The organism is Pseudoalteromonas sp. PSi26 (assembly GCF_054960575.1).
On record NZ_JBHNYT010000011.1, the window covers coordinates 94601 to 120660 of the forward strand.

Below are 26060 nucleotides of genomic sequence, written 5' to 3' on the forward strand. Positions count from 1 at the left end.
TAGCTAACCGTGCTTTTTGATTTTAAATTTTTTAGCCTGATCTTTTTAAAATCAAACTGCGTAAAACGCGCCTTTAAATAGCGTTAGGCCTGCTTTAAAAGCCGCTAAATTTCATTAGCGGCTGCATACATTACTGTTGTTGGCAATCGTCGCTAGATAGCCGAACTTGCGCTACACAGTGCTGCCATTTTGCGTATAAATCATTACGTTCATCAGCACTCATTGTTGGCTCAAAACGACGGTCACAGGTCCACATTTTAGCGAGTTGCTCAGTTGACTCGTAAATACCTGCTTGCAAGCCGGCTAAATAAGCAACGCCTAACGAGGTGGTTTCGGTGATTGTTGGGCGCTCTACGGTTGCACCTAAAATGTTAGATAAAAAGGTCAGTACCCAGTTATTTTTAACCATACCGCCATCTACGCGTAGTACACTTGGGCGAAGTCCATCACGTTCCATTGCTTTTTGTAAATCTTTGGTTTGATAACCTACCGATTGCAAAGCTGCGGCAACAATAGTGCTAATGCCAGAGTCGCGGGTTAAGCCTAAAATTGCACCACGTGCGTTCGGGTCCCAGTATGGTGCGCCTAAACCTGTAAACGAAGGCACTAAAAATACACCATGATCAAGCGGTACATCTTTTACTAATGACTCGCTCTCGCCTGCATGACTCAGCAGTTTTAAGCCTTCAACAATCCACTGCATAGTGGCGCCTGCCATAAAAATACTGCCCTCAATGGCGTAAGTGGGTTTGCCATTTAATCTATAAGCAACGGTAGTCAGTAAGCGGTTCTCAGATGTAAGGGCTTTTTCGCCCGTATTCAGCATTAAAAAACAGCCCGTACCATAGGTGCTTTTAGCCATACCTTGTTCAAAACACGCATGGCCAACAAGGGCAGCTTGCTGATCGCCTGCAATACCACATACTCGTATTGGTGCACCAAAAATATCGTCGCTGGTTGAGCCAAACTCGTCTGCTGAATCCATGACTTGTGGCAGCATAGATTTAGGAATGTCGAATAAGTCGAGTAACTCTTGATCCCATTGCTGTGTATGAATATTAAATAACATGGTGCGCGAGGCATTAGTGGCATCGGTACGGTGCTCTTGTCCACCTGTTAGGTGCCATAATAAATAAGTATCAACGGTGCCAAAAGCCAGTTCGCCAGCATCGGCTTGTGCACGTGCGCCCTCTACGTTGTCTAAAATCCAGCGTACTTTAGTGGCTGAAAAGTATGGGTCGAGTAGTAGGCCTGTTTTATCGCTAATAGTTTGGCAAAGCTCGTCAGTACTTAGACTTTCGCAATAATCACTGGTGCGGCGGTCTTGCCAAACAATAGCGTTATAAATTGGTTTACCGGTTTTTTTGTTCCATACCAGCGTGGTTTCACGTTGGTTGGTGATACCAATAGCAATAATTTCTTCAGGCTTTACATCTTTTTTAGCCAGCACTTCACGGCTAGTGCTGAGCACTGTTTGCCAAATATCGTTAGGGTCATGTTCTACCCAACCATTTTTTGGAAAATGCTGTGAAAATTCTTGTTGTGCTGACCCAAAAACGTCTGCATCTTTTGTAAACAAGATGGCCCGAGAACTTGTGGTTCCTTGATCAATTGAGAGTATGTATTTTGACATGATATTTATGTTATTTATCTTATCTTATATATGACTAGATTGCCTTTAACGAAGGTTAATGGCAATGGTTTTTTCTTAAAATAACCGATTAAAAAACAAAAATTCTCGTTTTGTAGTTAACTCATTTATATAAAAGCTATTTTATTTGGCAATATTTTAAGGCGAAGGCGGCTATCAAGTTTTATAGCCGCTTAAATTAAGTATTACTTACTGTGAGGTTTACTTTGTTGCCAATCCATACCTGAAGAGAAGCGGTTATCAAAGCCGTACCACTGCGGTAACGGTTTACCATCAACAATGGCTTGATCGCCATTTTGAGGTAAATCTAGGTATTTACACTGGCTGCTTACGCCTTTTACGTGGCAATCCATCATCGCAAGTACAAAGTGCTTATTTATTTCGTTAATGGTGCGCAACGACCACGATGGCTCGTAGTAATGACCTAAGTCTAATTCACTGCTGCTTTGGGCAATAGCAGGGGCTGGGTGTGGTGCAGTATTGTGGCGGGCATTTTTATAAGTAAGCATGTACTTGTCGGCGCTGCCAGTTTGGTTGTAAAGGTTTTTAATACCTTCAAAACCAGAAATATCATCTAAGTCACCTGCAATATAAAGTGAAGGCACTTTAATGTTTTTCATTGCTTTAGCGTCAAATAAGTTATGTTGTCCACCCCAAGGTGCGATAGCCACCATTGTTTTTATACGAGGGTCTACTTGCGGGTTTTGATATTGCCCGCCTGCACAGCTATTAAGTAGTTGCTGTACTTGTTTAATTTGAGCAGGGTCAGTCATTCCCGTAAACATAGCTGTAGTTTGCTCGTTAAAGGCATAACAACCACCAATTGTATTAACCGCACCAAATCCACCCATAGAGTAGCCAATAACACCTGCGCTAGTTTGATCCACTTGCTCGCTTGCAAAGTTGCTTTGCTCGTTAAAGTAATTAATCACAAATTGCTGATCGCGTGAGCGATTAATCAAGGTGCTAAAAAAGCCCGCAAAGGGCGCGTTTTTAAAATCTACATGGGCGTTTGTGGAGTCTGTATGATCAAGCGCAACAACTATGTAGCCATGCGAGGCTAAGTGCTCGCCAAGGTAGTACATAATTGTGCGGTAGCCGGTATAACCGTGCGAAAGTACTACAACTGGGTAGTTATCTGCGTTACTTATATCAACATCACGCTGTGCATCAGCCTGTAAGGTAAATTGTTTGCCTGAGCGTGTTATATCTGTGTAGCTGGTTAGTGGTTTGTTTGCTTTACTATCTGCTGGATACCACACTTCAACTTTTAAAGGGCGATCTTTTTGGCTTTGCGTTGTGGGATCAAACTGCGCTGGATTAACTAAGTCTAGGGTTTTTACACCTACTTTATAGGTGCCTTTAGCTGCTAATTCAGGGAGCACTTCGCTGGTTATTGGCGGATAAAGTTGCTCAGGCTTATTTGATTCGGCAATTACCGCACCGGTAGTTAAACTGGCCGTGGCTAATAACATTGCTTTTGAAAGCGTTTTTAAACGGTGTGTTGTTGTCATTTTGTATCCTTGTTGCGTGTATTTTTATAAATTTATGTTATGAGATTCGACTGTCGCACTATATTCAAGCTGCCATTGGGCTCTCAGGTTATCCATCATCGTCATAACCCGTAAGCTAGTGCTTAGTGGTAATATAGAGCTTTGTATTTGTTTATTTAGTATGCACTCGGTGACATGATCAATTTCAAATTTAAAGTTTTCATCATCATTAAATGAGTAGTCAAAATGTTGGGTTGCTTGCCCATGAATATGAATCTCAAGACTTTTCGCACCTACAAACCAAGGTATGCGTATAAAGCCATGATCACCTGTAATATAGGCTTCGGTTGGACCGTTTTGCTCAAGTGCACTACTAAGTTGTGCAAACTGCCCATTACCATAATCAAGCATGGCAATATTTCGAGCATCCACGCCTGTATCTGTTTTATGCACAAATGAGCTGATTTTTTCTGGGGCTTTATTAAAAACCACATCAGCAATAGATAAAGGGTAAATCCCTAAATCAAGTAATGCACCACCGGCTGTATTTGGGTTCATTAAGCGATGTGATGAATCAAATTCACCCGCTAAGCTAAAGTTGGCATTAACACTGTGTACTTTGCCAATAACCGCTTCGTTCAATAATTCTTCTAATTTTACAATGGCGGGTAAAAAGCGCATCCACACTCCTTCCATTAAAAAGCGATTTTGCTGCTGCGCTAGCTCTTTTAATTTAATGAGTTGCTGTGCATTAACGGTAATGGGTTTTTCGCTTAGTACGTGCTTATTATGCATCAAGCATTGGGCGATGCTTTGAAAGTGTTGGTCGTGAGTGTTTGCAATGTAAATAGCATCAATGTTTGGGCATTGCATAAGGGCTTGGTAGCTCTCATAGCCTTTAATTGAATAATGTGTAGCAAACTCGCTTGCGCGCTGCTTGCTAGTTGAGGCTGCGCCAATAAGCTGAGCATCAGCGCAATGCGCAATGCTTTTAGCAAAGGTGTGAGCAATATTGCCACACCCAATAATACCCCAGTTAACCTTTGCCATATTGATACCTATTTTTTAAAAAGACGTTATTTGTAACCCTGAACCCGCTGAGCACACATAAATATCTGCGTATAAGTTAAAGCGTTCAAAGTAATGTTTTTCAACGGCGGCTTTAATTAGCGGTACTTCTGCATCGCGGCATAAACACACTATTGCTCCCCCAAAACCACCACCGGTCATGCGCACTGCGCCACGCTCACCCATCGCTTCTTTACATATTTCTACTAAGCCATCTGTTGCGGGTACCGTTACTTCAAAGTCGTGTTTAAGTGATTGGTGCGATGCAGCCATCAACTCACGAAGTTGCTCCATATCATTGGCTTGCAATGCTGTAGTTGCGGCGATAACACGGTCGTTTTCGCTAATTACATGGTGCGCACGTTTGTATTCGTTATTGCTAAGTTGTGCTTTAACAGCATCTAGCTTAGCCATAGTTGCTTGGCGAAGTGTTTTAACTCCCATTTTTTCAGCAGCTTGTTCGCAATCAATACGGCGTTGATTGTATTCGCTGTCTACTAATTTACGTGGGTAGTTAGAGTTTACAATAACAATGTTTAAGTCATCAGGCACTTTCACAGACTTAGTTGCCAAATTTTCGCAATCTATTAGTAATGCGTGGCCGTTTTCGCCTTTTGCCGAAATGAGCTGATCCATAATGCCACACTGGCAATGCATAAAGTCGTTTTCAGCTTCTTGGCCTAGTAGTGCAATTTTTTCTTCGCTTAAACCAAGCTGTGCAATATGGTTAAACATACCACCCACAGCCACTTCTAATGCTGCCGATGATGATAAACCACTACCTTGCGGTAAGTTACTATCAATAAGTAAATCAGCACCGCGTAAGGTGTGGCCTGCGCGTTTTAATACGAATGCAACGGCGCGAATGTAATTTCCCCATTGCGATTGACCTTCGCTAATCGGTTCGTCAACGTTAAAACGGTCTTGCTCGCCTGGGTAATTGAGTGACTGCACGGTAATCGTATTATCGTCGCGCTCTTTAAACATCACTTGGGTACGAAACTCTAATGAGCACGGAAATACAAAGCCGTCGTTGTAGTCAGTAAACTCACCGATTAGATTTACACGTCCTGGTGCAGCTGCAATACCCTGAGCAGGGGCACCGTACAGTGATAAAAAGTGGTGTTGAAATTCATTAAGCTTCATCTGTGTGTCCTGCTGTATTTTTATAGTGTGTAGTGCTTGCTGCTTTTAAAATAGACGCGGCTGTTTCTGCGCTTAAATCGCGCTGACTTTCGCCTAACATTTCGTAGCCAACCATATGTTTTTTAACGGTGGCAGAGCGAAGTAGTGGCGGATAAAAGTGTGCATGTAAGCGCCAGTGTTGCTCATCAGAGCCACGATTTGCTGGTGCATTATGCCACCCCATAGAGTAAGGGAAGCTGCAGTTAAATACGTTGTCGTATTTAGTGGTTAATACTTTTAATGCCTGAGCGAGTGAATCGGTTTGTACATCACTAAGCTGACTAAAGTTTTGAATGTTGTCTTTAGTTACTAGTAAGGTTTCAAATGGCCACGCGGCCCAAAAAGGCACCACAACAAGCCAGTGTTCATTCTCAAATACGACACGGGTTTTATCGACTTGTTCTTTTTTTACATAGTCGGCAAGCATAGCAGTGCCGTGTTTATCAAAATAAGCGCGTTGTTGTGTATCTTCGGCGTCTATTTCGGTAGATAGGTGCGAATGCGCCCACACTTGGCCATGCGGATGGGGCTGCGAGCACCCCATGATCTCACCTTTATTTTCAAATACCTGGACACACTCGTATTGCTGTGCAAGCTCGGTATAGTTGTCTTTCCAGGTTTTTACTACGGCATGCAGGGCATCGTGCTCAAGCTCTGGTAATGTTTTGTTATGTTCTGGCGAAAAACAAATGACACGGCATTCGCCGCTTGCTTCGTCAGCAATAAATAAATCGCTGTCTGACTCTACGCTTTGAGGTTGCTCGCTGGCATTAGGCGTCAGCGCACCAAAGTCATTTTTAAAAACATGTGTGTATTTGTAATCTGGGTTGCTATCGCCATTTGCACGCGTATTGCTTGGGCAAAGTGGGCAGCTTTCGTCGTGCTTTGGCAAAACCGTTTCGTTAACGGCTTCGGTTGCGCCTAACCATGGGCGGTTATTCCGATGCGGTGATACTAATACCCAACGCCCCGTTAGCGGGTTTTTACGTCTGTGAGTACTTTCTAATAAAGCCATATTAACTCTCCAACCCACTTGGGTAATTAGTTTGCCAGCGCCATGTATCGTTGGTCATGTCGCTCAGTGTTAGTTTTGCGTGCCAGTTAAGGGTGTTTTGCGCTTTTGTGGCATCGGCGTAATTACAGGCAATATCGCCTGCTCGGCGCGGTGCACTTTTATACGGAATAGCTTTACCTGCTGATGCGCTAAATGCGTTGATCATATCAAGCACTGAATAACCTTGGCCTGTGCCTAAGTTGTATGCATGAAAGGCGGTATCTGATTTATGCTGCATAAATGCCGCTACATGGCCTTTAGCTAAATCTAAAACGTGAATGTAATCGCGCACGCCAGTACCATCTTCGGTGTCGTAGTCGTCACCAAAAATATTAACGACCTCGCGTTTACCTACCGCAGTTTGAGCAATAAATGGCATTAAATTATTTGGAATGCCATTTGGGCTTTCGCCCAATAAACCACTTGGGTGTGCGCCTACTGGGTTAAAGTAACGCAGTGCTATGCCCATAAAGTTGCTGTTGGCATTACATACGTCTTGCATGGCTTGTTCAACCATGACTTTAGTCCAACCATAAGGGTTGGTCGCGCGAATTGGGTGTTTTTCGTCTATTGGTAAGTAGTCGGGTTCACCATACACAGTGGCCGATGAGCTGAAAATTATATGATTAACACCTTCATCTTGCATATTTTCAAGCATGCTAAGCGTCCCCGATACATTATTTTGATAATAACGCAGCGGTTGCTCGGTCGATTCACCTACTGCTTTTAATGCTGCAAAGTGAAATACAGCCTCAGCTTGGGTGTGTTTAAGCGCAAGTTTAAACTGCTGCTCGTCTTGAATGTCACCTAAAATAAATTCAAAACGTGTACCTGTAATTTTTTCGAGTTGATCAAGCACACGAGGGCTCGCATTAGACAAATTATCGTAAATAATAGGTGTAATACCCGCTTCATGTAATGCAATACATGTATGGCTACCTATGTAACCCATGCCGCCAGTCACTAAAACTTTCATGTGTTTTCTCGAAAATATATTTATATGATAAATACTACTATTAAGGAAGTTTAAAAACAATAGTTATGAATTGTTCAAAATTCAAATAAATGGCTAAAAAACACACATTCGTTTTGAATCGCTTTATTAATATTTTCTATATACAGATTCAATGACTGCCTAATTATCACTCACAAGTGGCAATGCTATTATAACCCCATCATTAAGCGTTGAATGTGTAGGCTATGTTCTACACAACATGGAGACAGGTATGAATAAAACAATTTTAGTAACAGGTGCAACAGATGGCATTGGGTTTGAAACAGCTAAAATGCTGTTAGCGCAAGGCCATACTGTGCTTCTTCATGGGCGTAACGCGCAAAAGCTTAAAAACGTACAAACCTTGCTTGATAACGACTACCCGCACGCGCTTACACAAACCTACGTAGCTGATTTAAGCGAAATGGCGCAGGTACAAAACTTGGCTAAACAAATTACAGCTGATCATAAACACCTAGATGTACTTATTAATAATGCAGGTGTGTTTAAAATCGAGAACCCAGAAACTGTAGACGGTCTTGATGCACGATTTGCAGTAAACACATTTGCTCCTTATTTATTAACAACTTTATTATTGCCGCTTTTTAATACACAAGGGCGAATAGTGAATGTGTCGTCAGCGGCGCAAGCAACAGTCAACTTAGATGCGCTGATTGGGCAAAGCGCTTTGTCTGACAACGCAGCATACGCACAAAGCAAATTGGCAATTACAATGTGGTCGCGTCATATGGGTTTAAAACTTAAGGGTAATGGTCCATTGGTGGTATCGGTTAACCCTAAGTCACTACTAGGCAGCAAAATGGTTAAAGACGCATACGGCCTTAATGGCGGCGATTTAAAGTTAGGTGCCGATATATTTTGCCGCGCTGCACTAAGCGATGAGTTTAGTAATTCAACAGGACTTTACTTTGATAATGACGCTGAGTGCTTTTCAGCCCCTCATGCAGATGCATTGAATGACGCTAAAAATCAACAGCTAATAGATGCACTCGATTTAAAGTTATTAAAGCTAGCAATATAGCTAACGCAATTTGAGCGCTGGTTATAGAGTGTATTACCTAGTTATACACCGTATAAAGTTTCATTGAAGACAAGCAAAGAGTTCACCACTTTAAAATGGCGAACTCTTTTTTGTTTTTGGAATTTTATATTTATTGTGCGCTTATTAAACGCTGATACAACCAATCTTTTAATTCAGAACGGTCGTGTTTTAGTTGGTGCATTTGCTCATCGCTAATAGGCGCACCGTCCAATTCTAATATTCTTATTTCTTTATCTAGTTTATTGTACTGCTTGGCTTTTTCTGCAAAGTCAGCATCACTTTTGTTCAACGTATTTATCGTGTTTATGTGCTCAGGAAAGTCGTTTGTTAATGAATGCTCTTCGCCTAACATAGTCGCTCCTTAGTAAAAAATAAGCTTACACAAAGTAAGCTGTCACTTAATGAGCTTGGGTTTAAATAAGGTGAATTCAACCACTCGCACCAAAAATTTAATAGGGTAAGTAAGTGTTACGTCATGCTAAAGAGGGAATTACTATTTATCTAGTTGCAAATCACTGACACTCATAACAGCTTGGGTTAGAATGCAACACGCCTAAATACTCCCGATAACTATCTTTATTGAGTACTTAATTACATGCTTTTAATGATCGATAACTACGATTCGTTTACCTATAACTTAGTGCAGTACTTTCAGCGATTGGATCAAGACGTATTAGTAAAACGTAATGACGAGTTGAGCATTGCGCAAATTAAACAACTTAATCCGGAGCATATAGTTATCTCTCCGGGTCCTTGCTCACCGAATGAAGCTGGTATATCGTTAAGTGTAGTTGAACACCTAAAAGGCCAATTTCCTATATTAGGGATTTGCTTGGGACATCAAACGATTGCCCAAGCGTTAGGCGGGGATGTAGTGCGCGCTAAAAAAGTAATGCATGGTAAAACATCTCCCATAACACACACCAATAAAGGTGTTTTTAAAGGATTAGCTAATCCGTTAACGGTTTGTCGTTACCACTCGCTGGTGGTTAAAGCGCAGTCGTTGCCCAACGAACTTGAAATAACAGCGTGGACACAAACACCGCAAGGTGAGTTTGACGAAATAATGGGCATGCAACACAAAGAGTTAGCAATTGAAGGGGTGCAGTTTCACCCGGAAGCTATTTTAACCGAGCAGGGATTAACGCTGCTTGATAACTTTTTAACTCGCTTCTAGTCTAATAATACTAAACGTATTCAATACTTACTATTTAACGAGCACTATGACTGAACTTGCACAACAACAGCGTACAGCAAAAATACTTGATCAACGGGCACACGATTTGCTGTTGGGTCATAGTTTTGCGCATCAGCAAATTGGGTTTATTCATACCTTAGATATTGACTACGGCGAGCCTATGAAGCAGCGCACCTTGTTGCAGGTTGAAGTGTCAGCGCAACAAAAGCGTAAGCAAACAAGTACCGCTCATCATAAGTACCGTGCACAAGCCAGCGAACAGCTTCATAAAGTAATTGAAACAGCTATATTTAAACAGCTCGAAGATATGGACGCAGTGATTCAAACCACAATAGGGATTGAAGACAGTGTCGCCACTATTTTAGATATATTAGCGGTAAAGTCTGCCTCAGTTGGCCGCTTGGAGCCGTTAGTAAACGATTTAAGCTGGCTAGGGCGCGAATTGGTCACGTTGGTTAATCTCCCGTATTATCGAAACCAGCGTAGTAAAAAAAATACCGCGGTAAAAGTAGACAGCCCTGCACTTGCTCTTCGTTACATTGGGCTTGATAACTTACAGTTAGTAATTCCCACATTTGCAGTTCGCCATTGGATGCCACACAGTACCGAGCCTTTTTCGTTACTAAAACGTAGGCTCAGAGACAGCGCAATGGCCAACGCCATTGCCGCGCAAAAAATTGCAGAACTAAACGACGTAAACGAGATACATGCATTTACCTTGGGTATGTTATTAGATGTAGGGCGTATTACGCTGGTACGTTTGTACTTAAAAACCTTTGAACAGGTTTGGCAACGAAAAGTACAAATAGCACGCCAAGAAAACCAAAAAGACCTTCACACAGCATTATTAGAGCTAAAGCCCGACCCTTTATTTTTAACTACACTGCTGTGCAATAAGTCAATTCAGGTTAGTGCGCGAGTCATCGACAAAATGGCCTTTAAATATTTGCCATTTAAAGGTGTGATGGAACAGTTACAAAATGGCGTAAATAAAGGTGAAAGTGCCTTACCGTTAACGCAGGTCATGTTAAAAGCGCGTTGTTACTCTCAGTACTTAATTTTAAAAGAGCACCAACTAATTGAGCCCGACGAAAGCGCAGCGTGGTTTTCGTATTTTCAGTTCACTAAAACGGAACTAAAAACCCTTCAAACAAGCAATTTTACCAATCTTGCTATTCAAATTGACTAAAAAATTAAATTTTTTGTTAATTTTTTTACGACTATTCATTCATTCCCACAAATTCATCCGTAAAGTTATTTAGTGGTAAAAGCCTTTGCAGGTCACTACTGATGCGGTTAGTTGATAAAAAATAAGTGTGTTTAGCTATGCAAATAGTTATTCACTATCTATGAAATAATATCTTAAGCCCTTTATTTTCAAGGGTTACATGAAAGTTTTTAACGAGACAGCTACCACTAATTCTGAAATAATGGGCGCCTGAAAATTGAACCACAAAGCAATTTTTTGTACCCAACAGACACCTGAACGTACTTAAAAGCTTGGTTAATATTTTTAATCAAACACTTATTTATGCTTTGTGTAGATCACAATTAAGAGGAAATAAAATGACAGTCAATCGCGAATTATTTGATCACGTAATGGTTCCTAACTACGCACCTTCAAGCGTAATTCCTGTTCGAGGCGAAGGCTCTCGCGTATGGGATCAACAAGGCAAAGAGTTTATCGACTTTGCTGGTGGTATTGCTGTTAACTGTCTTGGCCACTGTCACCCTGCTTTAGTAAGTGCATTAAAAGAACAGGGCGAAAAAATTTGGCATTTATCAAATGTTATGACTAATGAGCCGGCGCTTCGCCTAGCTAAAAAAATGGTTGATGCCACTTTTGGTGAAAAGGTTTACTTTGCTAACTCTGGCGCAGAAGCAAACGAAGCCGCACTTAAATTAGCGCGTCGTTTTGCACTTGATAAGTTTGGCCCAGAAAAATCACAAATCATCGCATTCAACAAAGGTTTCCATGGTCGTACATTCTTTACCGTAACTGTTGGCGGCCAAGCGGCATACTCAGATGGTTTTGGCCCTAAGCCGGGTGACATCGTACATTGTGATTACAATGATATAGCAGCATTTGAAGCGCTAATTAGCGACCAAACATGTGCCGTAATGATGGAACCACTGCAAGGTGAGGGCGGTATTGTTTCACCAACTGACGAGTTTGCTCAGCAAGTTCGTGATTTATGTACTAAACACAACGCGCTACTTATTTTTGATGAAGTGCAAACAGGTGTTGGCCGTACTGGTGACTTGTACGCATACCAGGGTTTAAATGTAGTACCTGATATTTTAACTTCAGCAAAAGCATTAGGCGGCGGTTTCCCAATTGGCGCAATGTTGACTACAACAGATATCGCACAGCATTTAAAAGTAGGTACTCATGGTTCTACTTACGGCGGTAACCCGCTTGCATGTGCTGTTGCCGAAGCCGCATTTGATACTGTTAACACACCCGACGTACTTGCTGGTGTAAAAGAAAAAGCAGCTTTATTTAACGAACTACTTGCAGCGGTAAACGAAAAATACAACGTATTTAGCGAAATTCGCGGTAAAGGTTTGTTAATTGGTGCTGTTGTGAATGAGCAATATAAAGGCCGCGCTAAAGAGTTTTTAGTAGCCGGTACTGAACAAGGTCTAATGTCATTAGTGGCAGGTGCTGACGTTGTTCGTTTTACACCGTCTCTTGTTATTCCAGAAGCGGATATTCGTGAAGGTATGGCACGTTTTGAAAAAGCAGTAGCAAGCGTAGTAAACGCATAAGCTGTTTTAGCCAATCTACCGAGGGCAAGCATTGTTTGCCCTACGAATTTTATTTACCGTTTTTTATAAGGGAGCAAGCGGACTCATGATGATCCTTCGCCCAATCCAGCAAAATGATTATTCAGCATTACTGACAATCGCCCACGAATCGGGCCATGGCTTTACATCTTTGCCTTTAAACGAAGAGCTATTACAAAAGAAGATTGACCATTCAGTAAGCTCATTTGCTAAACAAACGTCACAACCCGGTGACGAAGGCTACTTGTTTGTTCTTGAAGATAGCGAAACAGGTGAAGTAGTAGGTACCTCGGCAATAGAAGCTGCTGTAGGCCTAGATGATGCGTTTTATCATTACCATTTAAGTAAAGTGATTCACTCTTCGCGCACACTAGACGTGTACAAAGCGGTTGATATTTTAACGCTATGTAACGACTACACTGGCGCAACAGAGCTGTGCACCTTATTTTTGAAAGACGGCTATCGCAAAAACTGTAATGGCAAACTACTGTCTAAAGCACGCTTTATGTTTATTAAACAACACCAAGCGCGTTTTGCAGAAACCGTTATTGCAGAAATGCGCGGTGTGTCTGATGAAAACGGCAATAGCCCGTTTTGGAAGTGGTTAGAAGAACACTTTTTCTCAATGGACTTTCCAACAGCTGACTACTTAACCGGTATAGGCCAAAAAGTATTTATTGCTGAACTGATGCCTAAATACCCAATTTACGTCAATTTATTGAGTAAAGATGCACAAGCGGTAATCGGCCAAGTTCACAACAATACACGCCCAGCTATTGAATTATTAAAAAGCGAAGGCTTCACGTTTAACGGCTACGTTGATATTTTTGACGCAGGCCCAACAGTTGAAGCAAAAGTAGATAATATTGCTACAGTACGTAACTCACACGACTTTATTGTTGAAATTGGTGAGCAAACCGGCGACACCATGGTGTTGTTAGCAAACGACAAGCTCGAAAATTTTAGAGCGACCGTTACACCAATGAGTTTCGACGAACGCGCTAAAACCGTTGTGTTATCGCAGCAAGTAGCCGACGCCCTACAGCTACAAACAGGCGATACTGTTAGCGCAACCCCAGTTTAATTTAGGAGAAAGTATATGACTCATCCTGCACAATTTATTAATGGTCAATGGTCACAAGGCCAAGGCACAGAATTTAACTCAGTAAACCCAGCAAATAACGATGTTATTTGGCAAGCATCATCAGCCACTGCAGAGCAAGTTGATGCCGCGGTTAGCGCTGCGCGTGAAGCGTTTTACGCATGGGCAGACAAAAGCTTTACTGAGCGCCTAGAAATAGTAAAAGCATTCGCAGCACAATTAAAAGAAAACAGTGAAGAGCTTGCAATCACCATTGCACAAGAAACAGGTAAGCCACTATGGGAAACGCGCACTGAAGCGGGTGCGATGGTTGGTAAAATTGCCATTTCTGAAAAAGCATTTTTAGAGCGCACGGGCGACGTAGAAAATGCAATGCCATTGGGCCGCGCGATGATTCGTCATAAGCCGCACGGTGTTGTAGCAGTATTTGGCCCATATAATTTTCCGGGTCACTTACCAAACGGCCATATTGTGCCAGCGTTATTAGCGGGTAACACCGTGGTATTTAAACCGTCTGAGCTAACACCAAAAGTGGCTGAGCTTACCCTTAGACTATGGGAAAAAGCGGGTTTACCTGCCGGCGTTATTAACCTTGTACAAGGTGAAGTTGAAACAGGTAAAGCACTGGCTGCTCATAAAGGCATTGATGGTTTATTCTTTACCGGTTCTTCGCGCACAGGTCATATTTTACATGAACAGTTTGCAGGCCAACCGGGTAAAATTTTAGCCCTAGAAATGGGTGGTAATAACCCGCTTATTATTACTGACGTTGAAGACACTAAAGCCGTTGTACATGACATTGTTCAATCAGCGTTTATTTCAAGCGGTCAGCGTTGTACCTGTGCTCGTAAGTTATTTTTACCAACGGGTAGCAAAGGCGATGCAATATTAGAGCGCCTAATCACTGCAACTAAAGCCATTAAAGTAGGCAACTACGACGATGAAGATCAGCCATTTATGGGCTCTATGATCTCATCAGCGGCAGCAGCAGGCATGGTTAAAGCACAAAGCGAGCTGGTAGAACTTGGCGGTAAGGTACTTGTAGAACTAGAGCACACAGCAAATACTGGTTTTGTAACGCCAGGTATTATTGAGTGTTCAGCAATTGGCGACTTCCCAGACGAAGAGCATTTTGGCCCACTTTTAAAAGTATTCCGATTTGACGACTTTGACAGCGCAATTGATAAAGCAAACGACACAAGCTTTGGTTTATCAGCAGGCTTACTCAGTGACAGCCAAGCTGATTACGACCACTTTTTACGTCGTATTCGTGCTGGTATTGTTAACTGGAATCGCCCAATTACGGGTGCGTCTAGCGCTGCACCATTTGGTGGTATTGGCGCATCAGGCAATCACAGAGCAAGCGCGTATTACGCAGCCGACTACTGTGCATACCCTGTAGCTTCAGTAGAGCTTGAAAAAGTAGCCATGCCAGCAACATTAAGCCCAGGCTTAAAAATAGATTAAGCACACCTTAATTGGTATAAAAGCAGCTTCGGCTGCTTTTTTTGTATGCTTAAATCACAAAGCTAGCAATCAACCGCGCTTTCTGCTTAAATCAGCGTAAGTAATATTATTAGGTGGTAAATATCATGGTTTTAGATAGGCAAGGGTACGATGATTTAATCATGTATCTAACTCAAAATTTAGCATTGTTTGAGAAGCCAGGTGTGATAAAACCAGGCGCTCCAACGGTAATGGAACTCATAGAAGATGTTATTGCCGAAAACGTCATGCTAATTTGTGAACAGCACACAAACCTTAACACAGAGCAACGCAGCTTAATTGTGCGTGAGGTTGATGGCATTGTTTACGACTTACAAGAAGTGCTTAGCAGTATTACGTCACAGCCTGTTACGGTTGAACAACATGAGTTTATTGACGAATTTGCAAGCTTAATTAAAAACCTCTTCGACAGTGCTGTTTCGCAGCAGTATTAATCCCCAATTTATAGCGCCGCGTATCGCATTTCATTTGCAACTGCGGCCAACTTGCTTACAATCAACAAAAATATTTTTGAGATAAAAACATGCAAGCAAATGTAAAATGGGTTGATGGCGACACATTCGTAGGTCGTTCTCATTCTAATCACAACGTTGTATTTGATACCGGTAGCGACAGTGCTGCACCTAGCCCAATGGAGATGGTATTGATGTCGGTTGGCTGTTGTTCATCTGTTGACGTTGTGGGTATTTTAAAAAAAGCTAAACAAGACTTTTCAGACGTCCAAGTACAATTGAGTGCTGAACGCGCTGAAACGGCTCCTCGCGTATTTACTAAAATCAATTTACATTTTGTTGTTACAGGCAAAAATGTGTCAGAAAAGCACCTTGCACGCGCTGTTTCTTTGTCTGCTGAAAAGTATTGCTCGGTAGCATTAATGCTTGATAAAACAGTAGAAATTACTCACAGCCATGAAGTTGTGCAAGAACAGGTAAAATAACGCTTTTTCCATAAGGAAAATTCGTATAAAATCCGCGAACTTTTCATTCTGCAGGTGCAGATTTCACTAATTTATAGGTTGGTTTATTATGAACAAACCCTTCGATAAACTTAAACTTCATGGCTTTAACAATTTAACTAAAAGTTTAAGCTTTAGTATTTACGATATTTGCTACGCAAAAACCGAGCAACAACGTAAAGAATATATTGAATATATCGATGAGCAGTACAGTGCAGATAGACTAACCGACATTTTAGGTGAAGTTGTTGATATTATTGGTGCCAATATTTTAAATGTTGCACGCCAAGATTATGAACCACAAGGCGCCAGTGTGACAATTTTGGTTTCGGAAGAGCCAGTAGAAGAGCAGCAAAATTACGATGCTGACGAAGCACCAGGGCCACTCCCTGATTCAGTGGTTGCGCACCTAGATAAAAGTCACATTTGTGTACACACATACCCAGAAGCTCACCCTGATGATGGTATTTGTACATTCCGTGCTGATATTGAAGTATCTACGTGTGGTATTATTTCGCCGCTTAAAGCATTAAACTTTTTAATTCATAGTTTAGAGTCTGATGTGGTAACAATTGACTACCGTGTTCGTGGTTTTACTCGCGACGTAAACGGCGTTAAGCACTACATTGACCACGCTATTAACTCAATTCAAAACTTCATGACAGACGATACTAAAGAAGCGTACCAAATGATGGACGTAAACGTGTATCAAGAAAACCTGTTCCATACCAAAATGATGTTAAAAGAAACCGACCTGAACACATACTTGTTTGGTCTTTCTACAACTGATTTATCGGATGATGAAGAAGAAGAAATTCGCTCTAAGCTAAACCGTGAAATGCAAGAAATATTCTACGGTCGTAACCTGCCAGAAACAGAATAACAGTCACGTTAGTTAAATAAAAACGGCGCTCATTGAGCGCCGTTTTTGTATGCGTTAATAAATATACCTATAAATCACTTACATCAGAGTTTAGGTTATTTAACAAGTAACAACTCGGTTTGTCGGCCGTTTAAGTACAACACGCCGGTTTTATCAAAAATAGCGTCTTCTTCTAGCATTATGCGTATTTCTTTATTCCATGGTTTTATAAACACGGCATTGTTAAGCTCAATAGAGTAAGCGGTATTTAAATGCAGAGGGTAGTCGCCATCGCCGGGTACACCCTGTTGTGAATCCCACATACCCAGTGTGGTACCCGCAGCATGACCATGATAGCCAAGCGGGTGCGTATAAATAGTGGGTTTTAAACCTTGGGCAATGGCTTTTTCGCGAGCGGCTTTTAATACCTGATTACCCGTTTTACCTTCGCTAAATTCAGCGGTAAAAATGTCTTGTAGTTTATTGCCTTTTTTAAGTGCATCAACAAGGTAAGCGGGCGCATTGGTTTCGCCAGGCTTTAAAACATAGGCATGTTGTTGGGTGTCGGTATTTAAGCGTAAATACGTAATACCAAAATCGACATGCAGTAAGTCACCTGCTTGAATAACGTTATCGGCGTAACCATTAGTAAAGCTGTCTTCGTGATCGAACGATTGGCTGTCGGCGCGTTGTATAGCAATACTTGGGTGAAACCATGTTTGCAGTTTTAGCTCTTTTACGCGCTCTCTAAACCACCACACTAAATCGTCGCTGGTTGTTTTGCCCACAGTTATTACTTTGCTTGAAAAACCTTCGGCAATAATAGCGTGCGCAATAGCAACAATGTGTTTATACATGTCTATTTCTTGGGGAATACGCTGCTCTAACCAGGCAACTGCCAGCGGCTCAGCCGATATTATTTTATTTTTATAAGCGCTAGGTAAGTTGGCCATTAAGGTATTGTAATCGCCCAGCACTAAACCGTCGGCATGACCCCAATCGGTAGACGTATTGAGTGCAATGTTATCTGGGTTGTAGCGTTCAATAATATCGTTCAGTGCTTGCCACTGGTTTGGCTGCGCCTTTTTGTCCCAGCCTTTTGTAAATACGTTACCTATTTTATAGGGCGCAATAGCGTAAGCATCCACATTGCCTTGTTCATTTAAGGCAAATAGCAAAATGGTGGTACGCCTTGCCGATAACCAGGTTGCTGGCAGCATTGTTTTTAATATGGGATCTTCGTTGTATTCGCGGCTAATAAGCAGCCACATATCAATGTTGTGTTGCTTCATTAGGCTGGGCATTAATGTGTTTACTCTAAGCTCGGTTATATTATCTATAAACGCTGCGCGTTCTTTCATCGATAAAATAGCAGGCACGCCATCGGCTTTAGCTAAGGTGCTTAAAATAAGCGTGGTAAGTAAGCTTACGCAAAGTAGGAGTTGTTTTGTAAGGTGCATAATTGTTTTATTTTTAGGCTAGTTAATTTATAACATGCCTTAATAGCAGCCATAAAAAAACATTTTGAGATAAACAGCACACAAAAAAGCCCAGCTAACTAGCTGGGCTTTAGCATGAATAGGGGGGTTATTTAATCATGCTGTAAATAAGTGCAAATACCGCAAGCGCACCTACCGCTAACACAAACAAAGTACTTAAGCGGTTACGATACTTATGCAGAGCCGGTACTTTATAAACTGCAATCATAGGCATAATGAATAAAATCATGGCAATAATAGGGCCCGACAGCTGATCCATCATATCGAGTATGCTTGGGTTTTTAACTGCACAAAACCAAATGGCAAAAAACATAATAACTACGCCAATTTTATCTACCGTTTTAGCACCAAGCTGTGTTTGCTTAGTCACCAAACCTGTAAAGCTTTCGCGGGCTCCTAAAAAGTGACCTAAAAACGACGACGTAATGGCAATAAAAGCAACTAAAGGCCCAAGCGTCGCAATAAACGAGTTATGGGTAATGTTAGCAAGGTACGATAAAACCGAGACGTTATCGGCTTTTGCTTGTGCCATCTGCTCACCTGTTAGCGACAACACGCACGAAAATACAAACAGCAATACAAACACAATTAACAGTAAGCTTGTGCGCTTTAAAATGGCTTCTGATTTGCGTGTAGCAAGGTCGTCATAGTGTTCGCGTTGTACATGCACAAAGCTTGAAATAGCCGCTGCATGGCTAAACGAAAACACAATAATAGGAATAGATAACCACAGCGTTTTACCAAAGCTGCCCACTTCAGGTAGGCTCATGTCGGGCATTTGCCAGCTAGGGATTAAATACAAGGATAAAAAAAACAAAATACCCACAAGCGGATACACCAAAATAGAAAACGCGCGCAGCATTAGGCGCTCGCCACCCATCATTAGGCTTATCATACCGGCTACCAAAACACCCGAAAGCACTACGCGAGGCGGCGACTCCATGCCCAGCTGGTTTACCATAAAGCTGTCTACCGTGTTGGTTAAGCCCACACCGTAAATAAGCAAAATAGGGAATATAGATAAAAAGTATAACAATGAGATTAATCGCCCTGCATTAACGCCAAAGTGTTCTTCAACTACATCGGTAAAATCGGCATGCTTATTTTTAGACGATAATACAAAGCGTGCTAAACCACGGTGGGCTAAAAAGGTCATCGGAAACGCTAAACACGCCATAATAATCAGCGGCCAAAAACCGCCAATACCAATGTTAATAGGTAAAAATAAAATACCCGCACCAACGGCGGTACCAAAAAGGCTTAAGGTCCACTGCGTATCGTGCAGGTTCCATTTAGATTTTGTGTTTGAATTTTCACTTGAATGCGTGTGTGTTGATGCATTTGAATGCGTTGCATCTAAAGGTGTTGTCATGTGTGTGTGCCGTCCATTATTTATAATAATAACCGCGCCGAAGGATATAGTTTTTGGCCCACTTTTTCATGTTTTTAGCGCCCTAGAGCCGCAATTAACTGCGTTAAAATAGCCCCCAAGTGTCATGAATACGAAACAGCGGTGTAAAAGTAAACAAAGCCAGCACAAGGTGTTTAAAAATGTAGTAATGACACGTTTTACTATTCTCTACACGGTAAAGTAACTCGCTAAAATATAATATTTATAATTGGCAAACACTTACACGGTTTGTTATTAATAGGTGCTAATAAAATAAGGATGTTTCATACAAAAGTGGTGAAAGTGTTCTTTTGTTAAAATGTTATCTACTCAATTTATACTGTGGAGTAATATGAAACTTTTCATTTTTATAGCATTAGCCTTTTACTGCATCGGTTCCTATGCAGTGGTCATGAGACATGATGTTCCAATAGACAGTTATCGTGTTGATAAAATACCAGAATATATTGTCGATATGCCACAGGAAGGCCATGGAGTCCTTATTGCTGAAAAATGGGTAGTCACAGTAGCGCATACTATCTTTCACGACTATGCAGGGTCTAAGCTAAACGTCGGTTCGAAACAATATGAAATTGAAAAAGTATATATCCATCCGGAATATGTAAAACCTAGCAACAATATACTTAGTGGCGACTTAGCGCCGCTTATGCAAGTTTTGGAATCAAGCAGTGATATTGCTTTAATAAAACTATCCAGCCCTGTTTTAGACATTAAGCCAATTTCAATTTATTCAAAATCTGACGAAAAAGGCAAAGTCATAACTGTATTCGGTAAAGGTGCTATGGGAAATGGATTATCAGGTGAAAATTTAGATACTAAATATTTATATCAGCCAAATAAATTTCAAAATGTTGTAGAAAGCGCAAATGGCAAATGGCTGACATTCAAATTTGACTCACCGCACAACGCGCTCCCTCTAGAAGGGATGCATGGTTCTGGAGATAGCGGGGGCGCCTCTATCATTTATCAAAGCGGTGAGCCCTCCCTAGTGGGATTGTCTAGTTGGCAATTTGCAACTGGAGATATTTCGGCATTTAAAGGCGGTTTATATGGTACAACTGCTTATCAAACAAGAATATCTAGTTACTACAATTGGATTACAGGTGTTGTGGGCGCTAACAAACCAAAAAATAATAAATAATAGGGTTGTGCCTCTCTCTATGACTTACATCTATAACCCATAACAAGAAACACCCTAACTAAGGAATAAACCGATGATAAAGTATTTATTAATTTTATTGTTTTTAACACCTATTCAAGCATTTGCTGGAAAGTATGCAAATCAAGCTAATGAGAATCCATTTCATAATGCGGAGTTAAACGCAAAATATGAAGGAGAGGCAACAGCTTTAGGGGGAACAGTATTAGAACACATTACAGTAAACAACAATAACTTGTACTTGTTGGATTTAAAAACTCCATCTATCAACAATATTTGGGTAACGAGTTTTGTAAAAGCTCAAGGTAAAGAGGTAGTTGAGGTGGGTGATAATGTTATTTTTAAAGGTTATATTTCTACTGCCTCTAGTCTAGATGAAACTGAAGAGCTAGAAAACTCTATTCAATCTAAGACACTATTAATGGCGATATATGCATTGAACAAGGACAAGTAAAGCAAAATTGAAAGGCTTTCTGTGGCTTTAATATAAGTATCTGAAACCTTATCTAGCTTACATTTTACATCGGCATGTGAATGACTACGTATTAACAGGCAATATATGGCAGACCAAGAAATAAGACAATTTATTGAGGATATACAATCTAAGTTTCCAGATGTCATACCGTTAATGGATAAACACGAAGAATGTGAATTCGCTTTTCTTATGGAAGAGTTCGCAAATTTAACAACGTTTGCATTCAACGAAAATAAAAACGCCGACGCCCTAAAGCATTTGTCGTATATGAATCTAAAACTAGAGACTGCAAGCCCTGCCGAGTTTGAATACATAGATACCTATTATGTTGAGCACTTGTTTTGGAAAGCGACTCCCATCGGAATTGAAATGGGTTGGCCACTCGTCCCCGATAAACTAAAAAAGCTGTACTTAAATTTTCATGGGCGAGCGCCTCAAATACGTTGAGTATTGGTAAAGGTTGTTCTTATTTGTTTTTATTTAAAAATTAAAACCTGTTCCGAAAAGTTGTTAAGTAGGCGCTATTGTTGTGAACTTGATGAGAGATTTTTATTAAACTCCGTTATACTTCTTACAATTGAATATGCCAAATGAAGTAAATAGGCCGCTAACAGCAATGAGCACAGACATTCTTTTTCATACTATTTTTCCGCACGAAACCAGTCAAACATGGGTTGTATTTGTCCATGGCGCTGGGGGAAGTTCGGCAATTTGGTTTCGTCAGCTCAAAGCTTATAAAAAAGAATACAATGTATTGCTGCTCGATCTTCGTGGTCACGGTAAATCAAATAACTTAGTACAAAACTTTGTTGATAATAATTATTCATTTAATAATGTCTCTAAAGACATTATTGATGTGTTAGATCATAACAATATCACCAGCGCACACTTTGTTGGTATTTCATTAGGCACAATACTCATTCGCAATATTGCTGAAATTGCGCCGCAATATGTTTCTAGCATGGTGCTAGGTGGCGCGGTGACTCGTTTTAATACTCGCAGTAATACTTTGGTTTATTTAGGTAATACCTTTAAGCACTTCTTGCCGTATATGTGGTTATATCGTTTATTTGCTTTTATTATGATGCCCAAAAAGCGCCATAAAGAATCTCGGCTTTTGTTTGTTCGTGAGGCAAAACGTTTGTGCCAAAAGGAGTTTATAAAATGGTTTAAATTAGCCATGGATGTAAACCCTTTAATGCAGTATTTCAAAGAAAAAGACATCGATATCCCCATTCTTTACATTATGGGTAAAGAAGATCATATGTTCCTTGGCCCTGTCAAAGAAATGGTTAAACGCCATAAAAATAGCGTACTGCAAACTATTCACCATTGCGGCCATGTTTGCAATGTGGAACGCCCTGACTTATTCAACCAGCACTCGCTTGCTTTTATCGCCCAGCAAAATCGTTAAGGGATATCGCTTTAAAAAGCGTTCAATTAATGGCAAGTCTCAAAAACTTATAACAACCATTACTTGTTGATTGGAAGCGATCATTCTTTTGTCTCTCTCCTTAAGTTAAAAGCACTGCCTTGTTTCACGCCACACCCTTTTAAACATAGTAAAATACCTAGATTAAATATAATTTTATAATTGGCAATCACTTACACAGTTTGTTACTAATAGATGTTCCAAAAATAAGAACGCACTCATGTTAACTATGTGGGTGTAATTTGAGCAAGTTACTAGAATGCAGGGAAATATGTAAGAACATGTTTAGTTTTAATATTATTACTTCTTAATGGGTGTTCTCCAGTTTGGGAGGAGCAACCTTATAAAGTGTATTACATTGACGGTACCAAAAGGTTAGGTTACAGCCTTGGTCAGGGCACATATATTGGGCGACTCAATGAACCAATAAATATTAAGTCTAACGAACAATATATTTCGGTTTATGCTTGTCCGCATAAAATTTGTGCTTTTTACTATATTGATAAAACCAAAGATAACAAGTTTGCTGAGCACAATGAGTTTGTTTATGGGCCATACACAAAAGCTCAATTTGCGGCGATAGCCAAAAAGTTAGGGTTACCGACTACGAATTCCAGCGTTAAGACTGCAATTTAATAAAGACTAAAACGTTACTTATATTTTCACCGGCTACAATAGCGCCAAATCAGTTAACTAAAACGCATTTAAAGTTTATAAGTACAGAACTTAAATAAAAACAAAGGTAGTAAAGAGAGTTCGCATGGATAAAAAGAAAGTCATTGTTATATTATTCGGCATAGTATGGTTTATGTTAGGGGCTGCTTTTTTCATAGGTTTTGAGTCAGTAGAAAAGTTGTTGTTTTGTGTGTTTGTATTTTTCTTTTGTTATAGATATATCTATGCATTTATATTAAATAGAAGTATTTATGCACCATATACCGGTGAGAAAATTCCTCCTACTGAAGGTAATTTAACAAAGCGGCTCTTTATGCTGATTATAGGTATTGGTGCGTGCACCTATTTTACTTTCTTTATCCCTTAAAAAGCATATTTGCCCAGTAGCTCTTCATATTATTAGGTGTCGGCAGGATGAAAAATAAAGATAACGGATATCCTTATCTCAATATAGACCGACTTACGTATATTTATAAATGTGTTAAGTGCAAAGCTCATATTAAAAAAGGCATGGCAACCTGTTATAGGTGTGGCTATGAGTTCACATCTAGCGATATTGATAAAATGATTACAGAGTATAAAGAAAACTATTCAAAAAACTGGCATGTTAAGATTTATTTTGTGCTATTTGTTGGAGGGATAGTGCTTTTATTGCTGAATATAAATTAATTGTTTTTCTTTCAAGATAAAAAGGAATTTAATAAATGGCACTTTTATCGATTTCAGTGGGCGTTGCGTTTTTTGCAGTTGCTGTTATTTGGGTTGGATTTAGCGCCATATTCGGCCAAATGGAAAATTTAGGTTTTGCATATAACTTGATATTGGGTATGTTCCCTGCGTTTATTGGCTTGGTTTTAATAGTGCCTAGTACACTTTACCAAACTGTTTTTGTATTTGCCCAAAAGCCTGAGCAAACCCTGAAGGAAAAGGTTATTTTATCGCTTGGTTTGTTGATAACTTTGCTATGCTTTAGTGCGCTTATTAAGTTAGCTTTCATATAATAAATAACCTAAGCATTTATACGATAATTGCCTTTATCTTTAATGGGCAACTAGTGTAGTTAAGCTATCATTTGTCTTGCTGACAACTGATAGCTAACCACTCAAAACTACTCTTACTCTTCTATCGCACTTACAATAAAATACGGATTTAAGTACTCATCTTTGGTGTTATAAATAAGCGGGCTGCCATCAAGCTTAGTGACTTTTGCACCGGCTATTTCGGCGATTGCATGGCCTGCGCCGGTATCCCATTCACAGGTTGGGCCTAAGCGCGGGTAAATATCGGCGCTGCCTTCGGCAACTAAACACAGTTTTAGTGAGCTACCTTTTGAGACCATTTCTACGTCGTCAAAGCGTTTTACAAATTCGGCTAAATCGGGTGATGGGTGCGAGCGACTGCCAACCACGCGGATTAACCCTTTATTAGGTTTGGTGGTTACTTTAAGCTCAATGCGCTCATCGCCCGTGTCTTTAAACGCGCCAATGGCGTCAGCAGCTAGGTACGATACGCCAAGTGCAGGGGCATCGACAACTGCGAGTACCGGTTTTCCGTTTTCTATTAGGGCAATGTTTACGGTAAATTCGCCGTTCTTTTTAATGAACTCTTTGGTTCCGTCGATTGGATCGACTAACCAGTAGCTTTTCCATGTTTGGCGAATAGCCCTGCTTATGTCGGCGTTTTCTTCACTAAGGATGGGGATGTCGGGCGTAAGCTGAAGTAGCCCCGCTACAATGACCTTATGAGCTGCTAAGTCGGCGTCGGTTACTGGGCTTTCATCGGCTTTGTATTCAACGTTAAAGTCCTTTTCGTAAATCCCCATAATGGCTTTGCCTGCGGTGCGGGCAAGGATGAGGGTTTCTTCTAGCAGTTCGGTTTGGTTCATTGGGGTTAACCTATTATATGCGTTTGTTTTAGATACGTTATCAGTTGGGCAACCGATTGGTCTAGGGTGTTTTTACTTGTATCTAAAATTATTTCAGGCTTTGTGGGTACTTCGTAGTTTGAGTCGATGCCAGTAAAGTGTTTTATCTCTCCTGCGCGTGCTTTTTTGTATAGCCCTTTTGGATCGCGGCTTTCGCATACATCAAGCGGAGTATCTATAAATACTTCAATAAACTCTCCGTCGTCTACTAAATTGCGCACCATGTCGCGTTCAGCTCTAAAAGGCGATATAAACGCAGTAAGTACTAACAAGCCTGCGTCGGTCATTAGTTTTGCGGTTTCGCCTACACGGCGAATGTTTTCTATGCGGTCTTCATCGCTAAAGCCTAGGTCTTTACATAAGCCGTGGCGTACGTTGTCGCCATCGAGCAGGTAAGTGTGTACGCCTTGCTGATTAAGCGCCGCTTCGAGTGCGTTGGCTACGGTGCTTTTACCGGAGCCTGAAAAACCGGTAAACCATAAAATAGCCGGCTTATGTTTTTTTTGCTCGCTACGTTGTGCTTTAGTGGTTGCGTAGTTATGCCAAACTATATTTTCATCCATA

The 26060-nt window shown here is 40.8% G+C and carries 28 protein-coding genes; 17 read left to right on the forward strand and 11 right to left on the reverse strand.

The window, feature by feature from the left end; all coding sequences use genetic code 11:
• Positions 1–130: 130 nt before the first annotated feature.
• From glpK to galE, 6 genes are all read right to left on the reverse strand, one after another.
• Entirely contained in the window at positions 131–1633 is a 1503-nt protein-coding gene (gene glpK, locus ACFI34_RS13005; RefSeq protein WP_462673802.1) for a glycerol kinase GlpK, read from the reverse strand.
• A gap of 203 nt (positions 1634–1836) precedes the next feature.
• Positions 1837–3165: an alpha/beta hydrolase family protein gene (locus ACFI34_RS13010; RefSeq protein ID WP_462673803.1), complete on the reverse strand. Its 1329-nt coding sequence runs from the start codon at positions 3163–3165 to the stop codon at positions 1837–1839.
• Between the two features lie 24 nt (positions 3166–3189).
• Positions 3190–4194, reverse strand: a complete 1005-nt coding sequence (locus tag ACFI34_RS13015; RefSeq protein WP_462673804.1) for a Gfo/Idh/MocA family protein — start codon at positions 4192–4194, stop codon at positions 3190–3192.
• Positions 4195–4209: 15 nt separating this feature from the next.
• Positions 4210–5358, reverse strand: coding sequence for a galactokinase (gene galK, locus ACFI34_RS13020; protein ID WP_462673805.1), 1149 nt, complete (start codon positions 5356–5358; stop codon positions 4210–4212).
• Positions 5348–6412 (reverse strand): UDP-glucose--hexose-1-phosphate uridylyltransferase, encoded by a 1065-nt coding sequence (locus tag ACFI34_RS13025; protein WP_462673806.1) that lies wholly within the window; start codon positions 6410–6412, stop codon positions 5348–5350. Before ACFI34_RS13025 ends, galK begins: the two co-directional genes overlap by 11 nt.
• Position 6413: 1 nt before the next feature.
• Complete coding sequence (galE, locus tag ACFI34_RS13030; protein WP_462673807.1) at positions 6414–7427, reverse strand: UDP-glucose 4-epimerase GalE; 1014 nt, start codon at positions 7425–7427, stop codon at positions 6414–6416.
• Between the two features lie 250 nt (positions 7428–7677).
• Here galE and ACFI34_RS13035 point away from each other — a divergent pair, with 250 nt between their 5' ends.
• Entirely contained in the window at positions 7678–8487 is an 810-nt protein-coding gene (locus ACFI34_RS13035; RefSeq protein WP_462673808.1) for an SDR family NAD(P)-dependent oxidoreductase, read from the forward strand.
• 130 nt (positions 8488–8617) lie between these two features.
• On the opposite strand, the gene ACFI34_RS13040 is transcribed toward ACFI34_RS13035, so the two are convergent.
• Positions 8618–8860, reverse strand: a complete 243-nt coding sequence (locus ACFI34_RS13040; RefSeq protein ID WP_462673809.1) for a YdcH family protein — start codon at positions 8858–8860, stop codon at positions 8618–8620.
• 243 nt (positions 8861–9103) lie between these two features.
• On the opposite strand from ACFI34_RS13040, the gene ACFI34_RS13045 reads away from it, so the two are divergent.
• The 8 genes from ACFI34_RS13045 to speD all read left to right on the forward strand — a co-directional run bounded on the left by ACFI34_RS13045 (position 9104) and on the right by speD (position 16942).
• On the forward strand, positions 9104–9685 hold the full coding sequence (locus ACFI34_RS13045; RefSeq protein WP_010557686.1) for an anthranilate synthase component II: 582 nt from the start codon (positions 9104–9106) through the stop codon (positions 9683–9685).
• 46 nt (positions 9686–9731) lie between these two features.
• Positions 9732–10895: an HDOD domain-containing protein gene (locus ACFI34_RS13050; RefSeq protein WP_462673810.1), complete on the forward strand. Its 1164-nt coding sequence runs from the start codon at positions 9732–9734 to the stop codon at positions 10893–10895.
• A 377-nt stretch (positions 10896–11272) separates the two neighbouring features.
• On the forward strand, positions 11273–12478 hold the full coding sequence (locus ACFI34_RS13055; RefSeq protein ID WP_462673811.1) for an aspartate aminotransferase family protein: 1206 nt from the start codon (positions 11273–11275) through the stop codon (positions 12476–12478).
• Between the two features lie 85 nt (positions 12479–12563).
• Positions 12564–13580: an arginine N-succinyltransferase gene (gene astA, locus ACFI34_RS13060; protein WP_058405972.1), complete on the forward strand. Its 1017-nt coding sequence runs from the start codon at positions 12564–12566 to the stop codon at positions 13578–13580.
• A gap of 15 nt (positions 13581–13595) precedes the next feature.
• Complete coding sequence (gene astD, locus ACFI34_RS13065; RefSeq protein WP_462673812.1) at positions 13596–15065, forward strand: succinylglutamate-semialdehyde dehydrogenase; 1470 nt, start codon at positions 13596–13598, stop codon at positions 15063–15065.
• A 125-nt stretch (positions 15066–15190) separates the two neighbouring features.
• The gene (locus ACFI34_RS13070; RefSeq protein ID WP_006791285.1) at positions 15191–15538 is read left to right on the forward strand and encodes a DUF3802 family protein; all 348 of its coding nucleotides are present in this window, start codon (positions 15191–15193) and stop codon (positions 15536–15538) included.
• Positions 15539–15627: 89 nt separating this feature from the next.
• The gene (locus ACFI34_RS13075; protein WP_462673813.1) at positions 15628–16041 is read left to right on the forward strand and encodes an OsmC family protein; all 414 of its coding nucleotides are present in this window, start codon (positions 15628–15630) and stop codon (positions 16039–16041) included.
• A gap of 88 nt (positions 16042–16129) precedes the next feature.
• Positions 16130–16942, forward strand: coding sequence for an adenosylmethionine decarboxylase (gene speD, locus ACFI34_RS13080; RefSeq protein WP_006791283.1), 813 nt, complete (start codon positions 16130–16132; stop codon positions 16940–16942).
• Between the two features lie 95 nt (positions 16943–17037).
• Here the strand turns inward: speD and ACFI34_RS13085 are convergent, their stop codons facing one another.
• On the reverse strand, positions 17038–18381 hold the full coding sequence (locus ACFI34_RS13085; RefSeq protein ID WP_462673814.1) for a M24 family metallopeptidase: 1344 nt from the start codon (positions 18379–18381) through the stop codon (positions 17038–17040).
• 127 nt (positions 18382–18508) lie between these two features.
• Positions 18509–19792 (reverse strand): aromatic amino acid transport family protein, encoded by a 1284-nt coding sequence (locus ACFI34_RS13090; protein WP_462673815.1) that lies wholly within the window; start codon positions 19790–19792, stop codon positions 18509–18511.
• Between the two features lie 370 nt (positions 19793–20162).
• Between ACFI34_RS13090 and ACFI34_RS13095 the strand changes: the two genes are divergently transcribed.
• The 8 genes from ACFI34_RS13095 (at position 20163) to ACFI34_RS13130 (ending at position 24573) form a co-directional block, all read left to right on the forward strand.
• Positions 20163–20972 carry a trypsin-like serine protease gene (locus ACFI34_RS13095; protein ID WP_462673816.1) on the forward strand — a complete coding sequence of 270 codons (810 nt, stop codon included), beginning with the start codon at positions 20163–20165 and terminating at the stop codon, positions 20970–20972.
• 73 nt (positions 20973–21045) lie between these two features.
• The gene (locus ACFI34_RS13100) at positions 21046–21444 is read left to right on the forward strand and encodes a hypothetical protein (protein WP_462673817.1); all 399 of its coding nucleotides are present in this window, start codon (positions 21046–21048) and stop codon (positions 21442–21444) included.
• 105 nt (positions 21445–21549) lie between these two features.
• Positions 21550–21912: a DUF7674 family protein gene (locus ACFI34_RS13105; protein WP_462673818.1), complete on the forward strand. Its 363-nt coding sequence runs from the start codon at positions 21550–21552 to the stop codon at positions 21910–21912.
• Positions 21913–22081: 169 nt separating this feature from the next.
• A complete protein-coding gene (locus tag ACFI34_RS13110; protein WP_006791277.1) occupies positions 22082–22879 on the forward strand; it encodes an alpha/beta fold hydrolase in 798 nt (265 codons plus the stop codon).
• A 366-nt stretch (positions 22880–23245) separates the two neighbouring features.
• The gene (locus tag ACFI34_RS13115; protein ID WP_082014451.1) at positions 23246–23533 is read left to right on the forward strand and encodes a hypothetical protein; all 288 of its coding nucleotides are present in this window, start codon (positions 23246–23248) and stop codon (positions 23531–23533) included.
• A 124-nt stretch (positions 23534–23657) separates the two neighbouring features.
• Positions 23658–23939 carry a hypothetical protein gene (locus ACFI34_RS13120; RefSeq protein ID WP_305400314.1) on the forward strand — a complete coding sequence of 94 codons (282 nt, stop codon included), beginning with the start codon at positions 23658–23660 and terminating at the stop codon, positions 23937–23939.
• A gap of 47 nt (positions 23940–23986) precedes the next feature.
• The gene (locus tag ACFI34_RS13125; protein ID WP_462673819.1) at positions 23987–24241 is read left to right on the forward strand and encodes a hypothetical protein; all 255 of its coding nucleotides are present in this window, start codon (positions 23987–23989) and stop codon (positions 24239–24241) included.
• A 35-nt stretch (positions 24242–24276) separates the two neighbouring features.
• Positions 24277–24573, forward strand: coding sequence for a hypothetical protein (locus ACFI34_RS13130; RefSeq protein ID WP_462673820.1), 297 nt, complete (start codon positions 24277–24279; stop codon positions 24571–24573).
• A 113-nt stretch (positions 24574–24686) separates the two neighbouring features.
• On the opposite strand, the gene cysQ is transcribed toward ACFI34_RS13130, so the two are convergent.
• Together cysQ and cysC are read right to left on the reverse strand one after the other, a co-directional pair.
• Positions 24687–25457 carry a 3'(2'),5'-bisphosphate nucleotidase CysQ gene (gene cysQ / locus ACFI34_RS13135; RefSeq protein WP_462673821.1) on the reverse strand — a complete coding sequence of 257 codons (771 nt, stop codon included), beginning with the start codon at positions 25455–25457 and terminating at the stop codon, positions 24687–24689.
• Positions 25458–25462: 5 nt separating this feature from the next.
• Complete coding sequence (gene cysC, locus ACFI34_RS13140) at positions 25463–26059, reverse strand: adenylyl-sulfate kinase (protein WP_008127182.1); 597 nt, start codon at positions 26057–26059, stop codon at positions 25463–25465.
• Position 26060: the final 1 nt, after the last annotated feature.

Coding starts and splice junctions, on each gene's coding strand:
- glpK (WP_462673802.1), bottom strand. CDS start 1,633: ATGTCAAAATACATACTCTCAATTGATCAAGGAACCACAAGTTCTCGG.
- ACFI34_RS13010 (WP_462673803.1), bottom strand. CDS start 3,165: ATGACAACAACACACCGTTTAAAAACGCTTTCAAAAGCAATGTTATTA.
- ACFI34_RS13015 (WP_462673804.1), bottom strand. CDS start 4,194: ATGGCAAAGGTTAACTGGGGTATTATTGGGTGTGGCAATATTGCTCAC.
- galK (WP_462673805.1), bottom strand. CDS start 5,358: ATGAAGCTTAATGAATTTCAACACCACTTTTTATCACTGTACGGTGCC.
- ACFI34_RS13025 (WP_462673806.1), bottom strand. CDS start 6,412: ATGGCTTTATTAGAAAGTACTCACAGACGTAAAAACCCGCTAACGGGG.
- galE (WP_462673807.1), bottom strand. CDS start 7,427: ATGAAAGTTTTAGTGACTGGCGGCATGGGTTACATAGGTAGCCATACA.
- ACFI34_RS13035 (WP_462673808.1), top strand. CDS start 7,678: ATGAATAAAACAATTTTAGTAACAGGTGCAACAGATGGCATTGGGTTT.
- ACFI34_RS13040 (WP_462673809.1), bottom strand. CDS start 8,860: ATGTTAGGCGAAGAGCATTCATTAACAAACGACTTTCCTGAGCACATA.
- ACFI34_RS13045 (WP_010557686.1), top strand. CDS start 9,104: ATGCTTTTAATGATCGATAACTACGATTCGTTTACCTATAACTTAGTG.
- ACFI34_RS13050 (WP_462673810.1), top strand. CDS start 9,732: ATGACTGAACTTGCACAACAACAGCGTACAGCAAAAATACTTGATCAA.
- ACFI34_RS13055 (WP_462673811.1), top strand. CDS start 11,273: ATGACAGTCAATCGCGAATTATTTGATCACGTAATGGTTCCTAACTAC.
- astA (WP_058405972.1), top strand. CDS start 12,564: ATGATGATCCTTCGCCCAATCCAGCAAAATGATTATTCAGCATTACTG.
- astD (WP_462673812.1), top strand. CDS start 13,596: ATGACTCATCCTGCACAATTTATTAATGGTCAATGGTCACAAGGCCAA.
- ACFI34_RS13070 (WP_006791285.1), top strand. CDS start 15,191: ATGGTTTTAGATAGGCAAGGGTACGATGATTTAATCATGTATCTAACT.
- ACFI34_RS13075 (WP_462673813.1), top strand. CDS start 15,628: ATGCAAGCAAATGTAAAATGGGTTGATGGCGACACATTCGTAGGTCGT.
- speD (WP_006791283.1), top strand. CDS start 16,130: ATGAACAAACCCTTCGATAAACTTAAACTTCATGGCTTTAACAATTTA.
- ACFI34_RS13085 (WP_462673814.1), bottom strand. CDS start 18,381: ATGCACCTTACAAAACAACTCCTACTTTGCGTAAGCTTACTTACCACG.
- ACFI34_RS13090 (WP_462673815.1), bottom strand. CDS start 19,792: ATGACAACACCTTTAGATGCAACGCATTCAAATGCATCAACACACACG.
- ACFI34_RS13095 (WP_462673816.1), top strand. CDS start 20,163: ATGAAACTTTTCATTTTTATAGCATTAGCCTTTTACTGCATCGGTTCC.
- ACFI34_RS13100 (WP_462673817.1), top strand. CDS start 21,046: ATGATAAAGTATTTATTAATTTTATTGTTTTTAACACCTATTCAAGCA.
- ACFI34_RS13105 (WP_462673818.1), top strand. CDS start 21,550: ATGGCAGACCAAGAAATAAGACAATTTATTGAGGATATACAATCTAAG.
- ACFI34_RS13110 (WP_006791277.1), top strand. CDS start 22,082: ATGAGCACAGACATTCTTTTTCATACTATTTTTCCGCACGAAACCAGT.
- ACFI34_RS13120 (WP_305400314.1), top strand. CDS start 23,658: ATGGATAAAAAGAAAGTCATTGTTATATTATTCGGCATAGTATGGTTT.
- ACFI34_RS13125 (WP_462673819.1), top strand. CDS start 23,987: ATGAAAAATAAAGATAACGGATATCCTTATCTCAATATAGACCGACTT.
- ACFI34_RS13130 (WP_462673820.1), top strand. CDS start 24,277: ATGGCACTTTTATCGATTTCAGTGGGCGTTGCGTTTTTTGCAGTTGCT.
- cysQ (WP_462673821.1), bottom strand. CDS start 25,457: ATGAACCAAACCGAACTGCTAGAAGAAACCCTCATCCTTGCCCGCACC.
- cysC (WP_008127182.1), bottom strand. CDS start 26,059: ATGGATGAAAATATAGTTTGGCATAACTACGCAACCACTAAAGCACAA.